The 14,492-nt window shown below is 65.3% G+C and carries 15 protein-coding genes; 5 read left to right on the top strand and 10 right to left on the bottom strand.

Annotation, left to right across the window (positions count from 1 at the left end):
- Nucleotides 1-29 precede the first annotated feature (29 nt).
- Together LPA45_RS06275 and LPA45_RS06270 are read right to left on the bottom strand one after the other, a co-directional pair.
- Nucleotides 30-863 carry a phosphate/phosphite/phosphonate ABC transporter substrate-binding protein gene (locus tag LPA45_RS06275; protein ID WP_317922011.1) on the bottom strand — a complete coding sequence of 278 codons (834 nt, stop codon included), beginning with the start codon at nucleotides 861-863 and terminating at the stop codon, nucleotides 30-32.
- The gene (locus tag LPA45_RS06270) at nucleotides 860-1,861 is read right to left on the bottom strand and encodes an ornithine cyclodeaminase family protein (RefSeq protein WP_317922009.1); all 1,002 of its coding nucleotides are present in this window, start codon (nucleotides 1,859-1,861) and stop codon (nucleotides 860-862) included. Before LPA45_RS06270 ends, LPA45_RS06275 begins: the two co-directional genes overlap by 4 nt.
- A 126-nt stretch (nucleotides 1,862-1,987) precedes the next feature.
- Between LPA45_RS06270 and LPA45_RS06265 the strand changes: the two genes are divergently transcribed.
- Nucleotides 1,988-2,875 (top strand): LysR substrate-binding domain-containing protein, encoded by an 888-nt coding sequence (locus LPA45_RS06265; protein ID WP_317922007.1) that lies wholly within the window; start codon nucleotides 1,988-1,990, stop codon nucleotides 2,873-2,875.
- Between the two features lie 48 nt (nucleotides 2,876-2,923).
- On the opposite strand, the gene LPA45_RS06260 is transcribed toward LPA45_RS06265, so the two are convergent.
- Genes LPA45_RS06260 through LPA45_RS06250 form a run of 3 tightly spaced genes read right to left on the bottom strand, consistent with a single transcriptional unit; the run spans nucleotide 2,924 to nucleotide 5,345 of the window.
- Nucleotides 2,924-3,193, bottom strand: a complete 270-nt coding sequence (locus tag LPA45_RS06260) for a hypothetical protein (RefSeq protein WP_116317762.1) — start codon at nucleotides 3,191-3,193, stop codon at nucleotides 2,924-2,926.
- Entirely contained in the window at nucleotides 3,190-4,602 is a 1,413-nt protein-coding gene (locus tag LPA45_RS06255) for a LutB/LldF family L-lactate oxidation iron-sulfur protein (protein ID WP_317922006.1), read from the bottom strand. The genes LPA45_RS06260 and LPA45_RS06255 overlap by 4 nt, the downstream gene beginning before the upstream one ends.
- Nucleotides 4,603-4,619: 17 nt before the next feature.
- Entirely contained in the window at nucleotides 4,620-5,345 is a 726-nt protein-coding gene (locus LPA45_RS06250) for a (Fe-S)-binding protein (RefSeq protein WP_317922005.1), read from the bottom strand.
- Between the two features lie 233 nt (nucleotides 5,346-5,578).
- Between LPA45_RS06250 and LPA45_RS06245 the strand changes: the two genes are divergently transcribed.
- The 3 genes from LPA45_RS06245 (at nucleotide 5,579) to LPA45_RS06235 (ending at nucleotide 8,667) form a co-directional block, all read left to right on the top strand.
- Nucleotides 5,579-6,364: an IclR family transcriptional regulator gene (locus LPA45_RS06245; RefSeq protein ID WP_029047693.1), complete on the top strand. Its 786-nt coding sequence runs from the start codon at nucleotides 5,579-5,581 to the stop codon at nucleotides 6,362-6,364.
- 146 nt (nucleotides 6,365-6,510) lie between these two features.
- On the top strand, nucleotides 6,511-7,239 hold the full coding sequence (locus LPA45_RS06240; protein ID WP_317922003.1) for a FadR/GntR family transcriptional regulator: 729 nt from the start codon (nucleotides 6,511-6,513) through the stop codon (nucleotides 7,237-7,239).
- A gap of 15 nt (nucleotides 7,240-7,254) precedes the next feature.
- Complete coding sequence (locus tag LPA45_RS06235; protein ID WP_317922002.1) at nucleotides 7,255-8,667, top strand: FAD-binding oxidoreductase; 1,413 nt, start codon at nucleotides 7,255-7,257, stop codon at nucleotides 8,665-8,667.
- 65 nt (nucleotides 8,668-8,732) lie between these two features.
- Here the strand turns inward: LPA45_RS06235 and pbpG are convergent, their stop codons facing one another.
- The 5 genes from pbpG to LPA45_RS06210 form a co-directional block, all read right to left on the bottom strand.
- On the bottom strand, nucleotides 8,733-9,947 hold the full coding sequence (pbpG, locus tag LPA45_RS06230; RefSeq protein ID WP_317922001.1) for a D-alanyl-D-alanine endopeptidase: 1,215 nt from the start codon (nucleotides 9,945-9,947) through the stop codon (nucleotides 8,733-8,735).
- 251 nt (nucleotides 9,948-10,198) lie between these two features.
- Nucleotides 10,199-10,912, bottom strand: a complete 714-nt coding sequence (locus LPA45_RS06225; protein ID WP_116317756.1) for a nitroreductase — start codon at nucleotides 10,910-10,912, stop codon at nucleotides 10,199-10,201.
- A gap of 25 nt (nucleotides 10,913-10,937) precedes the next feature.
- Entirely contained in the window at nucleotides 10,938-11,384 is a 447-nt protein-coding gene (locus LPA45_RS06220) for a thioesterase family protein (protein ID WP_116317755.1), read from the bottom strand.
- 97 nt (nucleotides 11,385-11,481) lie between these two features.
- Nucleotides 11,482-12,408, bottom strand: a complete 927-nt coding sequence (locus LPA45_RS06215) for a DMT family transporter (RefSeq protein ID WP_317922000.1) — start codon at nucleotides 12,406-12,408, stop codon at nucleotides 11,482-11,484.
- Nucleotides 12,405-13,325 (bottom strand): histone deacetylase, encoded by a 921-nt coding sequence (locus LPA45_RS06210; RefSeq protein ID WP_116317753.1) that lies wholly within the window; start codon nucleotides 13,323-13,325, stop codon nucleotides 12,405-12,407. Before LPA45_RS06210 ends, LPA45_RS06215 begins: the two co-directional genes overlap by 4 nt.
- 363 nt (nucleotides 13,326-13,688) lie before the next feature.
- Between LPA45_RS06210 and phaP1 the strand changes: the two genes are divergently transcribed.
- Nucleotides 13,689-14,267 carry a TIGR01841 family phasin PhaP1 gene (phaP1, locus tag LPA45_RS06205; protein ID WP_063238608.1) on the top strand — a complete coding sequence of 193 codons (579 nt, stop codon included), beginning with the start codon at nucleotides 13,689-13,691 and terminating at the stop codon, nucleotides 14,265-14,267.
- Nucleotides 14,268-14,492 lie beyond the last annotated feature (225 nt).

The following is a 14,492-nucleotide window of genomic DNA, read 5'->3' as shown; positions in this document are numbered from 1 at the left end:
CCTTGGCCGTGTGCGGTCCAATGCGTTGCTTACCCCATGCCCTGCTCGCCGGCCGCGGCATCGGTCAGCGCAAAGCCGGCCAGGTCCGCTTCGTTCGCCATCGCTGGCAGGCAGGCATAGTCGGCGGGCTGCACCGCGACGAAGCGCGCCAGCCCCAACATGGCAAGCAGCGCCGTACCCGCGGCATCCTCATGCAGGCCCAGCAGTGCCGCGCGCACACGCGCACACTGCTGCGGATCGGCCCCCGCCGATGCGACCAGCGTCGGGATTGGCGTGGGCGGCGTCAGCGCCAGCGTCTTCAGTTGCTCGGCAAGCCAGGGGTCATAGCGGCGCAGCAGGTCCATCACGAAGCTGTCGATCACACCCACCTCGGCCTGGCCGGCGAGCACGGCACCGATGACCTCACGCGGCGTCGGCGTAAGCATGGCGGTGGGCCGGTACAGCGCCCGCGTACCCGCCGGTGCCAGCCGCATCAGGTAGTGACGCGGCGCGTTATAGCCCGAATTGGACTCAGGCAACATGCATGCCAGCCGTTGGCCGAAAGTGTGCGCCAGCGACTGCACCGGCGCATCCGCGCGCACGATGAATTCCGTGAAATAGACCGGCTGCCCGTCGTAGCGCGCCAGTGCCGGCACCGGCGCCGCCAGCAAATGCGGCGTCACCTGCGCGCTCGCGTACGGATAGCCGCACATGAACACGCAGCCGCAGTCCGGCCGTGCCCACAACGCGCTGACCGGCGCCGGCGCGGGATGCTCGACATATGGCAACGCCACGCCCGCGCGCTCGGACACGCGGGCAAGCAATGCGCGCCATGCCTCCTCGGCCTGCGGCGTCACCGCGTACATGCGGGCATTGGCTATCATGCGTACACCAGCTTCTGGCCCACTCCGCGCTGCTCGGCCTTCTTCAGGATGGCGTGTCCCAGCGCGATATCGCTCAGCGACAGGCCACGATGCCAGAACAGGTTGGTCTCGTCGTCGCTCTGGCGGCCAGGCTTGCGGCCGGCGGCGATCTCGCCAAGTTCGCCGTAGAGCGTCTGTTCCGACAGCTTGCCCGCTTCGACATGCGCGCGCAGCGAGCCGAACATGCCGCCCTTGCACTGCCCCCAGTCGTCCACCACCATCCGCGTCATGATGTCGGTCAGCGACAGCTCGACCGCGCTCATGGTGCCGTAGGGCACGACGAAGGCGCCGGGCTTGATCCATTCGGTCTTGAGCATCGGCGTCGGGCGTTCCAGGCGCGACGCCTCGACCACGATGTCGGCGCCGCGCACGCACGATTCCCAGTCCTCGGTCACCACGATCTTCTTGCCGAGATCGCGCTCCAGCCGCGCGGCAAAGGCATTGCGGCTTTCCGGACGGCGCGAATGCACGCGGATCTCGTCGAAGTCATACAGGCTGTCGAGCAGGCGCACGTTCCAGTACGAGGTGCCGCGCGCGCCGATATGGCCGAGCACCTTGCTGTCACGGCGGGCCAGGTGCCTGGCGCCGAGCGCGGTCAGCGCGCCGGTGCGGGCATCGGTGATGAAGGTAGCGTCGATCACCGCGACCGGCATGCCGGTGCGCGGATCAAACAGGTTCAGCATGGCCATCTCGGAAGGCAGGCCGAGCTTGTAGTTGTCGACGAAATCGCCGACGACCTTGACGCCGGCCAGCCCCAGCGGCGCCACGTAGCCGCGCAGCACGTTGAAGTGGCCGTTGAAGGCAGGATCCGGCATCAGGTGCACGCGCGGCTCGATCACGGTCTCGCCGTTGCCCTGCGCGATCAGTGCCAGCTCCACCGCGTCGATGATTTCGGCGTCGGTCATTTCCAGGCGCGCAATATCCCGGCCGTTGAGGTAGGTGAGATGAATATCAGCCATATGGTCCCCGTTCTCCAGATCAATGTGTGTCGTGTGGGTCGTGTGTCGCTGGAATTCAGTGTAGGGTGGGCGGCATTGACTGTCATATGCTTATATGTCCGCCTGCCTTAACATCAGGTTAATGCCATGAAAATGAACCTGCGCCAGATCGAGGTCTTCCGCGCGGTGATGCTGACCGGTTCCATCAGCGGCGCCTCGAAGCTGCTCTATGTGTCGCAACCGGCGATCAGCCGGCTGATGTCGCACACCGAACAACGCCTCGGCCTGGAGTTGTTCCGCCGCACCAAGGGGCGTCTCTACCCCACGCCGGAAGCGCGGCGGCTGCTTGGCGAAGTGAACGCCGTGTATGAAGGGATCGAGCGCGTCAACGAGATCGCCGAGGACCTCGCCACCAACCGGACTGGTAGCCTGCGCATCACATGCAGCCCCAACCTGGGGCAGACCGTGCTGCCGCGTGCGATCGCCAGCTTCCGCGCCGCGCACCCGGCGGTGCGCGTGGTGGTGCGCACGCAGATTCCCGGCAACATGCTGCGGGCGCTGCTATCGGGACAGGTAGACCTGGCGGTATCGAACATGCCGCTGACGCACCCCAACCTGGAGGCACGCCTGCTGGTGAAGAACGAGATCGTGGCACTGGTGCCGGTGGGACACCGGTTCGCCACGCGCAAATGGGTGCGTCCCGCCGACCTGATCGGCGAAGACCTGATCGGCTATGGACCCGATGTGCCGTTCGCGCTCCTGGTGCACGAGATGTTCGGCAACGATGGCGACCAGCCCGATATGCGGGTACAGGTGGAGCAGGCCCATGTGGCGCGGGCGCTGGCGCAGGCCGGTGCCGGCATTGCGCTGGTCGATGCCATGACGGTTTTCGGCGCGAACTGGCCCAATATCGTTGCCGTGCCGATCCGCACCAAGGTCAATGCCTCGGTGCAGATCTTCCATGTGCAGACGGAGCCGCTGTCGCGCCTGTCGCTGGAATTTGTGGAGACGCTGACGGGGATGATGCAGCGTTGAGCCGCGGAAGCGGCTGCGAGGAAGCGGCTGCGAGGAAGCGCAGTGGCCTCAGGCCGTCGCCGCCTTGTCCAGCCACCGCGCCAGCTGGTCTGTCACCGCGCTGCTCGAGAACGAGCAGCTGTCCTGCGCAAACACCGCCGACATCTCCAGCCTGCGCAGCAGTTCTTCCATCGCTTGCCCATAGACGGGCGGCAGCGTCAGCCCGCCGCCGGCATCGCGCCATGCGCGTACGAGGTCCTGCGCCGGCATCGATCCGGCGACGTGCTGGTCCAGCGCGGCGCGCATGCGCGCCAGCGTTTCCGTGTTGGCTGCGCTCATGAACGCGCCCTCCTTTCCTTGTAGAGTTCGCGGAACGTGCGGCCCGGCGGGGCCGGCATGTCGCGGGTTTCGGTCCAGCCCTTGCCGGCCATCGGCAGGCTGGTGATCAACTTGTTGCCGCCGCCCATGCGTTGCAGCAGCCAGGCGCCGATACGTGTGGCAAAGGCATAGAGGTCGGGCCGCTTCGCCACGTAGCCCCAGGCCTTCAGCGCAAACCGCTCCTGCCAGGGACGCAGCCCGCGTTCCATCTGCTTCTCGCGCAGCTTGCGCAGCAGGTCCGACAGCGGGATCGATGCCGGGCAGACACGATTGCATTCGCCGCACATGGTCGCCGCCTGCGGCAGGTCCACCGCATTCGCCAGGCCTACGTAGCTGGGCGTCAGCACGCTGCCCATCGGCCCCGGATAGACCCAGCCATAGGCATGGCCGCCGATCTTCTGGTAGACCGGGCAGTGGTTCATGCATGCGCCGCAACGGATGCAGCGCAGCATCTCCTGGAAGTCGCCGCCGATCAGCCCCGAGCGGCCACCGTCGACCAGCACGAAGTACATATGCTCCGGGCCGTCGCGTTCGCCTTCGGCGCGTGGGCCGGTCAGCAGCGAGAAATAGTTGGAGATCGCCTGGCCAGTGGCCGAACGGGGCAGCAGGCGCATGACCGTGGCCAGGTCTTCCAGCGTCGGCAACACCTTCTCGATGCCGGTGACGGCCACGTGCACGCGCGGCATCACCGTGCACATGCCTTCGTTGCCTTCGTTGGTGACCACCGCCACCGAGCCGGTCTCGGCAATGATGAAGTTGCCGCCGGTCACGCCCATGTCGGCGGACAGGAACTCGGGGCGCAACACTTCGCGCGCCTCGCGGGTCATCTCCGGGATATCGGTCAGCCGCGGCTTGTGGTGGACCCTGGCGAACAGGTCGGCGATCTCGTCCTTGTCCTTGTGCACCACCGGCGCAATGATGTGCGACGGCGGCTCCGAGTCGTTGATCTGCAGGATGTACTCGCCGAGGTCGGTCTCGATGCTCTGCACGCCCATCTCGCCCAGCACCTGGTTCAGGCGCATTTCCTCGGTCACCATCGACTTGCTCTTGATGACCTTCTTCACGCCATGCTTCTGCGCGATCTCGGCGACCAGGCGCGCGGCGTCGGCGGTGGTCTCCGCGAACAGCACCGTGGCGCCACGCCTGGTCGCGTTCCGCTCGAACTCCGCCAGCCAGACGTCGAGGTTTTCCAGCGCGCGGTTGCGGCGTTCCTTCAGCGCTTCGCGGGTGGCGTCGAAATCGATGTCGCGGATGGCATCGGCGCGCGCCGTGACAAACTTGGTCGAGAGCTTCTTCAGGTTCTGCTGCAGGCGCTGGTCAGCCAGCTTCTGGCCGGCCCGCGCCTTGAATTCCATGCTGTGGACTTGCATCGTGGCGTCTCTCGTTGTCAGGCGTCGCCGGCCAGCACCTGGGCGATATGCAGCACGCGGGTCTGGCTGTCGCCGGTGCGGCGCAGCCGGCCTTCGATATTGAGGATGCAGCCGAGGTCGCCCAGCACCACGGCGTCGGCGCCGCTGGCCTTGATGTTGGCGCACTTCTCGTCGACGATGGCCGTCGAGATATTGCCGTACTTGACCGAGAAGGTGCCGCCGAAGCCGCAGCAGGCTTCGCAGTCCTTCATCTCGGTCATCTGCACGCCGGGCAGGCGCGACAGCAGTTCGCGCGGTTGCTGCTTGACGCCCAGCTCGCGCAGGCCGGAACAGGAATCGTGGTAGGTGATGTGGCCGGTGAAGCTGGATGGCAACGTCTCGACGCGCGCCACGTTGACCAGGAATTCGGTCAGCTCGTACACCCGTTCCCGCAGGCGCTCATAGCGGCCGTTCAGCTCCGGATCGTCGCGCAGCAGGTCACCGTAGTGGTGGCGGACCATGCCGCCGCAGCTTCCCGACGGGACCACGATGTAGTCGAACATCTCGAACTCGCGCAGGAATTTCTCGGCGAGGTCCCGCGACACCGCGCGCTCGCCCGAGTTGTACGCCGGCTGGCCGCAGCAGGTCTGCGCCTCGGGCACCATGACCTCGTAGCCAGCGGCCTCCAGCAGCTTCAGCACCGAAAACCCGATCTCCGGACGCATCAGGTCCACCAGACAGGTGGCGAACAGACCGACTCGCATTGTTGGCTTCTCCAGACCCCAAAACCCCGCAATTATGCGCGCCTTGCGCCGCGCGTGGCGCACAAACCGTTCAGCGCGGGCGTGAATCCGGTGCAACGTACATCACTTTCCAGGACAACATCACGACGTGATTCTTACGGTAATGTCATTTCACCTATTGAAATTTTCACGATGCGAGATAGAATCAGGCAGACTCAAAAATGCCGCAAGGCAACATTTCTCCTCTTTTTCCTATGTCCGAAGCAGACAAGTCACCCGGCAAGACGTCCATCCAGGTCATCGAGCGCATGATGACCCTGCTGGACGCCCTCGCCCAGCACGCCGACCCGGTCAGCCTCAAAGAGCTGTCGCTGGCCACGGGCCTGCACCCCTCCACTGCCCACCGCATCCTCAACGATATGGTGGCCTGCCGTTTCGTCGATCGTTCCGACCCGGGCAGCTATCGTCTTGGCATGCGCCTGCTGGAGCTGGGCAATCTGGTCAAGGCGCGCCTGTCGGTACGCGACGCGGCGCTGGCGCCGATGCGCGCGCTGCACCGCGTCACGGGACAGACGGTCAACCTGTCGGTGCGGCAGGGCGACGAGATCGTGTATATCGAGCGCGCCTACAGCGAGCGCTCGGGGATGCAAGTAGTGCGCGCCATCGGCGGCCGTGCGCCGCTGCACCTGACCTCGGTCGGCAAGCTGTTCCTGGCCGCCGACGAGTCGGCGCGCGTGCGCAACTACGCCACCCGCACCGGGCTGGCCGGGCATACGCGGACCTCGATCACTGACCTGACCAAGCTGGAGCGCGAACTGAATTGGGTACGCACCAACGGCTACGCCCGCGACAATGAAGAACTGGAACTGGGCGTGCGCTGCATTGCCGCCGGCATTTACGACGATTCGCGTCGGCTGGTGGCGGGCCTGTCGCTGTCGGCCCCGGCTGACCGGCTCCAGGACAGCTGGCTGCAGAACCTGAAGGAAACCGCGCTGCAGATCTCGCGCGGCATGGGTTACGTGTCCGAAGCCGCAGCCTGACCGCCGGCCTTCGTTCCTCTGCGCCACGACGCGCGGGCCGCCAGCGATGGCGCCCCGCGCGTTTTTGCATCTGGCGTCGGACATATCTACTTCTGAGCGTTTACCCTTAGTTTTCAGATAACCAGCAAACCTTATAATCGACGGCCATGCGAACCCGTGCCGTCACCCTTACCGAACAGGTCACCCGCCAGTTGCGCGCCGATATCGAAAGCGGCGCATACCCGGTCGGCACACGGCTGCCCACCGGCAAGCAGCTCTCCGAGCAATACGGCGTCAGCGCCGCGGTGATCCGTGAAGTCACGGAGCATCTGCGCTCACAGGGCTTTGTCGAGACGCGCCAGGGAGTCGGCTGCACGGTGCGCTCGCGCACCGGCGCGGCGGGGTTCCAGCTGCCGAGGGAGCCTGATATTGACGCCGCCGGCCTGGCAGACCTGTACGACCTGCGCATCGACATTGAGGGTGCCGCGGCCGCGCTGGCGGCCGTGCGCCGCACCGATGACGACGTCGCAGCGCTGGCGGCGCTGCTGGAGCGGCTGCATGCCCACCTCTACGACGGGCAGCCGGCAACCGATATCGACGCGGCCTTTCATATCGGCATCGCCGCGGCGACGCATAACCCGTACTACCGCCAGTTGCTGCAGTACCTGAACCTGCAGTTGCACCAGGCCGTCGCCACTGCGCGCGCCAATACGCTGCGCCAGCCGGGGCTGGCCGAAGGCGTGCAGGCCGAACATGAAGCCATCGTCGACGCAATCCGCCGCGGCGACGCCGAAGCAGCCCGCACCGCCGCGGTCACCCACCTGCTGAACGCGGCACGGCGTCTTGGCCTGACGCTGCGCGCACGCACCGCCAGCCCCTCCCTCGCACAGCCCTGAGAGAACGTATCCGACATGCAAACCGCACAACTCGCTCAACGCCTCACCGAAGCACTTGGCGCCGACACTGTCCTGACCCACCCCGACGACATCGCACCGTGGCTGTCTGACTGGCGCGGCATCTATCGCGGGCAGGCACAGGCCGTGGTGCGCCCGCGTTCCGTGGATCAGGTTTCGCGCACGCTGGCGCTGTGCCAGCAGGCGGCGGTGCCGGTGGTGCCGCGCGGCGGCAATACCGGACTGTGCGGCGGCGCCACGCCCGACGCTCAGGCCGGCAATGTGGTGCTGAGCCTGGACCGCATGAACGAGGTGCGTTCGCTCGACACCATCGCCAACACCATGGTGGCCGAAGCCGGCTGCATCCTGGGCAACCTTCGCCGCGCCGCGCAAGAGGCCAACCGGTTGTTGCCCCTTTCGCTGGCGGCCGAGGACTCGTGCCAGATCGGCGGCAACCTTGCCACCAATGCCGGCGGCGTCAACGTGGTGCGCTACGGCATGACGCGCGAACTGGTACTGGGCGTGGAAGCCGTGCTGCCCAACGGCGAGGTGTTCAACGGCTTGCGCACGCTGCGCAAGGACAACACCGGCTACGACCTGAAGCAGCTGCTGATCGGCTCTGAAGGCACGCTGGGCGTGATCACGGCGGCGGCGTTGCGGCTGTTCCCGCGCACCGATACGCGCAGCGTGGTGCTGGCGGCAGTTGCTTCGCCGGCGCAATCCCTGGAGCTGTATGAACTGCTGTTCGCGCAGTGCGGCGCGCGCCTGCAGGCATTCGAGTTTTTTACCGGCGATTGCCTGGACCTGGTGCTGACGCATGCGGAAGGCGTGCAGGAACCGTTCGCGCAGCGCTACCCCGCCTATGTGCTGGTGGAACTGGCGGACACCACGGATGAGGACGCGCTCAACGCATTGCTGGAGCGCGTGATCGGCGAAGCGTTGGAGCGCGAGCTGTGTCTGGACGCGGCGGTCTCGGCATCCCTGGCGCAACTGCAGGCGATGTGGAAACTGCGCGAGGAGATCTCCGAAGCGCAGCGCGCCGATGGCCCGCACCTGAAGCACGACGTGTCGCTGCCGATCGAGCAGATCCCGGCGTTCATGACGTCAATGGAAAGCCGGCTGCGCGCGCTCGATCCGGCGATCCGGCCCTTTATCTTTGGCCATTTCGGCGATGGCAACCTGCACTACAACCTGTCGCGCCCGGCGGGCGCCCCCAGGGACTGGGCGGCGACCCGGGGCGATGCGGTCACTGACGCGGTACTGGATGAAGTGATGCGCTACGGCGGCAGCATCAGCGCCGAGCATGGCATCGGCCAGCTCAAGCGTCACGCCTTCCTGGCGGCCAAGGATCCGCTGGAACTGCGGCTGATGCGAGAGATCAAGGCGGTGTTCGATCCGGCCGGGATCATGAACCCCGGCAAGCTGCTCTGAGCGTACTCGGCCGGCAATAAAAAAACGCGCCGGGATTCGGCGCGTTTTTCATTGCAGGTCAGCGATCAGATGCCGCGCGCCTGCTGCGAAGCCAGGATCGCGTGCGCGCCGCCCGGACGCTGCGTCAAATTAGGGGACGAGGGAAAGCCATGCTGTTGCGACGGCGAATGCTCCAGCCAATCCTTGACGCGGTTGGCATCGGCAAAGCGCGACAGCTTGCCCGCCGAATCCAGGAACACCATCACCACATTGCGGCCCTGCACGCGCGCCTGCATCACCAGGCATTGGCCGGCCTCGGAGATAAAGCCGGTCTTCTGCAGGCCGATCTCCCAGTTGCCGCCGCGCACCAGGCGGTTGGTGCTGACATAGTGCTGCGTGCGGCCCAGCACGTTGACTTCATGCTCGGTCTGGGTCGAGAACTCGCGGATGGTCGGGTTGCGGTACGCGGCATTGACCATGCGCACCAGGTCCATCGCGCTCGACACGTTGCTGCTCGACAGGCCGCTCGAGTCGACGAAGTGGCTGTCGTTCATGCCCAGTTCGCGCGCCTTGCGGTTCATCGCCTGCACAAAGGACGGCAGGCCACCCGGATAATTGCGGCCCAGCGCCGAGGCGGCACGGTTCTCGGACGACATCAGCGCAAGCAGCAGCAGTTCCTGGCGGGTCAGCTGCGTACCGAAGCGCAGGCGCGAGCTGCTGTGCTTTTCGGTGTCGCGATCTTCCTCGCTGATCGTCAGCACCTCGTCCATCGGCAAGCGCGCGTCCATCACCACCAGCGCGGTCATCAGCTTGGTGATCGAGGCGATCGGCAGTACCGCGGAGGCGTTCTTCTGGAACAGCACCTCGTTGGAGCCCTGGTCCATCACCAGCGCCACGCTGGAGCGCAGCGCAAGCGCGTCTTCCGTGTCGCGCAGCCCCATCGCCTCGCCCAGCGACGGCTTGGCAGGCGTGAACACGGCGCGCACCGGCGCCACGCGTTGGGCGGCCACGACCTGGCGCTTGCCGTTCTTCAGCACGATGACCTTGCGCGCGGAACGGGCTTCGCTCTTCGCGACCCTGCTGCTGCGCGACTTCGCGGTCACATCTTTAGAGGTGGATTTTTTGGTGACTTTAGCGTTGGTTGCCTGCTTTTTTGTCGCTTTTTGCGTACTTGCAGGTTTGCTGGCAGCTTCAGCGAAGGGAGCTGCAACCATCGACACCGACACCAGCACCGCGGCGGCAACGGCGGACACAGGCGTAGAGCCGAAGAATCTGGAAAAAATGGAATCAGACCGAAACATGATTCGTTCAGCGCATCAAGAATGGCGCTAGTTTAGGAAATTAAGAAATTGTTAGCAAGATTAAAGACTTACAGACGCTCCTTAAAGTTCGATTTGCAAACATTTCCACATGGTGAAAAAAGTTGACCAGAGGTCACGTTTGCAAACGAACTGCATTCGCTCCGCCTTGCTTACCCCAGTAACAATGGCTGCCAATGCGGCAATTCGCTCTCTATATCGGCAGCAATCGTTACACATTGATACAAACCTCTCTATGAGAGGAAACGCGCAAATCCGCTCACCGGCTCCCGTTCGGTGGCAAGGCGATTCTCCGGCGCGTCCGGATCGGCAAACCCCAGCGACATGCCGCACACCACCATTTCCTCCGGCGGCAACAGCAAGTGGCTGGCAATGATCTTGTGGAACTGCGTAAATGCCGCCTGCGGACAGGTATCCAGCCCGCGCGCCCGCGCGGCGACCATGATGCTTTGCAGGAACATGCCGTAATCGAGCCAGCTGCCCTGCTCCATGATGCGGTCGATGGTAAAGATCATGCCCACCGGCGCATCGAAGAAGCGGAAGTTGCGCGCGTGCTGCTCATGCATGCGCGCCTTGTCCTCGCGGCTGATCTCAAGCAGACCGTACAGGTCCCAGCCCACCTTGCGCCGCCGCGCCAGGTAGGGGTTGGCCCATTCGCGGGGGTAGTATGGGTACTCCTCCAGGTACTTGCTGTCGCGCTCGGGGTCGGCGTAAGCGGCAAGGACATCGGCGCACAACTTTGCCTTGGCATCGCCCGACAGGACATAGACCCGCCATGGCTGCGTATTGGTGCCGGAGGGGGCGCGGCTGGCGACGGCCAGGATGTCTTCCACGGTCTCGCGCGGCACGGGCGTATCGAGGAAGGCCCGCACCGACCGCCGCGTCAGGATCGCGCGATCCACGCACTCCACGGTGTCCGGCGAACCCGGTTGCCTCTCGAGGGACATCTTGTTCGTCTCCATTGCCCCGCCCTTACCCTTGCGCACCTGCCGCCGCCAGCGGCAGCAGCGCCTCGCGCAGCGGCGCCGGCAGCGGTACCGGCCGGCGCGTGGCGCGATCGACATAGACGTGGATGAAATGCCCTTGCGCGGCGGCAACCTCGTTGTCGCCGCTGAACAGGCCGACCTCATAGCGCACGCTCGACGTGCCGAGCCTGGCGACGCGCAAGCCTGCGACCACGGTCTCCGGGAAGCTGAGCGACGAGAAGTAGTTGCACTGCGTCTCGATCACCAGCCCGATGGTCTTGCCCGACTCGATATCGAGCGCGCCCTGCCGGATCAGGTAGGTATTCACCACGGTGTCAAAATAACTGTAGTAGACAACGTTGTTAACGTGGCCATAGACATCGTTATCCATCCAACGCGTCGTGATCGGCTGGAAGTACGGATAGGCACTGCGCGGCTCGGCTTGTGGTTTCATGGGGCGAGGAAGGAACTGGGCAAGAACGGAAAATGGAATCGGAGTGCCGTAAGGCAACCGTCGATGCGTCCGCCACTGCGACACGAACGCACCAGTGCTACTTGCGGATGACCAGTGCCACCCCTAGCGCAGCAAGCACCATGCCGGCGGCGGCGAGCGGCGGGAAGCGTTCGCCGAAGAGAAGCCAGGCCATCACGGCGGTGGTCGGCGGCGTCAGGTACATGAGACTCGACACCTTGGTCGCCGCACCCTGACGGATCAGCAGGAACAGCAACGAGATGGCGCCGATCGACAACGCCACCACCGACCACGCCAGCGCACCGATCATGGAAGCGGTCCACTGCACTGCGCGGGTCTCGAACAGGAACATGAACGGCAGGCAAGCCAGCGCAGCGGCGCCGAACTGGATCACTGATCCCATGCGCAGGTCAAAGACCGGGCAGAAGCGCTTCTGGTAGACCGTGCCAACGGTGATGCTGAGCAGCGCGCCGACCGCCAGCGCCAGGCTTGCCGGCGTCAGCGCGCTGGTGCCGAGCTTGTTGGCTACCACCAGCGCCACGCCGGCAATACCCAGCAGCAGGCCCAGCCACTGGCGCCCGCTGATGCGCTCGCCCAGCCGCGCGGCGATCAGTGCGGTCAGGATCGGCTGCATGCCCGCGATCAGCGCCGACACGCCAGCCGGCATGCCAAGCTTGATCGCTGCCCACACGCCGCCGAGGTAGCCGGCCTGCAGCAGCAAGCCGGCCACGGCAAGATGGCCGACCATGCGCCAGTCGGTATGCGCCGTGCCCGCCGCGCGTGGCAACCGCACGCCGGCCAGCAGCACGAACGGCACCATCAGCACCAGTACGCCGACAAAGCGCAGGAACAGGAATGTCATGGGCTCCGCATACGGCATGCCGTACTTGGCGACGATGAAGCCGGTGCTCCAGATCAGCACGAACAGCCACGGCATCGCCGCCACCCACGGCGTCGGGCGGGTGCCGGCTTCAGCCGCGCGGCCGGGTTCCGCCGCGGTACTCATGACGCCGCCGCCAGCGCGCCGTGGCGGGCATGGTATTGCGCTGCCAGGCGCACCGTCTGTGCGTGGACCGCTACCGTGTCTTCGATCTGGTTGCCGTAGCCGCCGGCCATCGCCACCGCCACCGGCAGTCCGCGCCCCATGGCGGCGTCGAATACCAGCTGGTCGCGCCGGGCCAAGCCGGCGAAAGTCAGCCTGAGCCGCCCGAGGCGGTCGCCCTCGTGTGGATCAGCGCCGGCCAGGTAGATCAGCAGGTCGGGCGCGAAGCGGCTGAACAGCGCATCCAGCGCCGCCTGCAGCGCCCCGGCATAGGTGTCGTCGTCGCAGCCGTCCGGCAGCCCGACGTCGAGGTCGCTGGCTTCCTTGCGGAACGGGTAGTTCTTCTCGCCGTGCAGCGACAGCGTGAACACGGAGGGGTCGCCTTGCAGGATCGATGCCGTGCCGTTGCCCTGGTGCACGTCGAGATCGACCACGGCCACGCGGCGCACGTCGCCGTCGCGCTGCAGCACGCGCGCTGCAATGGCAGCGTCATTGAACACGCAGAAGCCGCCACCCTTGTCGGCATACGCGTGGTGCGTGCCGCCGGCGAGGTTCACGGCAACACCTTCGCGCAATGCTGCCCGGCACGCTGCGATGGTGGCGCCGGCGGAGCGCCGCGAGCGCTCGACCATGGCTTCGGACCAGGGGAAGCCGATTTCGCGCTGGCGGGCCGCATCCAGCGTTCCGGCGGAAGCGGCTTGCACGTATTCCGGCGTATGCGCCAGCAGCAGCGCATCGTCGCCGGCGCGCGGCGCCTCAGCCAGGCGCAGGCCAGGGACCTGGGCGGCGACCGCGTCGCGCAGCATGCTGTACTTGCGCATCGGAAAACGGTGTCCCGGCGGCAGCGGCAACACAAAATGGTCGGCGTAGAATGCAAGCATGGATTTGGCCTGTGCGGTTCTGTTCACGTCTTATCGGTTTCGCAGGCGGCGGCCAGCCGTACAGCGAGGCAATCCGCGATGGTAGCACCCCTGCCCGGGGCACGCCGGACGCGGGGGGATGCCGGTTGCACCACAATTTGCCGCGCCGCCGCGATCTTTTTTGTGCAACGCACAAAATGCGCTTGACATTAAACCCGGCTCCCCTAAAATTGGAATTGTTGCGGCGCATCAAAGCATCGGGCGCGGCACATAACCACCCACATACGCCTTGGGCTGGCCGAAACGGGACACACACCGTCACGGCCCTGACATCTAGGCGGCTTAATTTTGCTTGACCTTGAAGTTCACCACTGGAGACCAGCAATGATCCTGACCCCGGAACAAGTCGCAGCAGCACAAAAAGCAAACCTGGAAACGCTGTTCGGCCTGACTACCAAGGCATTTGAAGGCGTCGAGAAGCTTGTCGAACTGAACCTGCAGGTCGTGAAGACCACGTTCGCCGAGAACGTGGAAAACGCCAAGAAGGCCCTGTCGGCCAAGGACGCACAAGAACTGCTGGCCCTGCAGGCCGCAGCCGTGCAGCCGGTCGCCGAGAAGACCCTGGCTTACACCCGTCACCTGTACGAAATCGCTTCGGAAACCCAGAGCGAATTCACCAAGGTGGCCGAGGCCCAACTGGCCGAAGGCTCGAAGAACGTTCAGGCGCTGGTCGAGAACTTCGCCAAGAACGCCCCGGCCGGTTCGGAATCGACCGTGGCCATCGTGAAGTCGGCGATCTCGGCTGCCAACAACGCCTACGAGTCGGTGCAGAAGGCGACCAAGCAAGCTGTCGAAATCGCTGAAACCAACTTCCAGGCTGCTGCGTCCGCCGCGACCAAGGCTGCCCAGCAAGCCAGCGCCACGGCCCGCACGGCCACGGCGAAGAAGACGACTGTTGCCTGATAGCAGTTTGTCTTGACGATGGACCGGCTCCGGCCGGTCCGTTGGCAAAGCGCATCGATGCGGCATCTTGCCGGTGCGTTTTGCCAACGATGATGGTGGTGTCCCGACCGAGGATAGCGGCACTGCCTAGTCTGCCGATGTCTCCTCGGTACCGCGGTCTCCTTGTCCAAAGGTATCGTTAAAGCCTGGCCTGATGGCCGGGCTTTTTTTTGCTCGTCACCTGCG

Source organism: Cupriavidus sp. Agwp_2 (genome assembly GCF_040784895.1).
Lineage (GTDB): Bacteria > Pseudomonadota > Gammaproteobacteria > Burkholderiales > Burkholderiaceae > Cupriavidus.
Note: the sequence above shows the minus strand (reverse complement) of the source record. Positions and strands in the feature narration are given on the sequence as shown.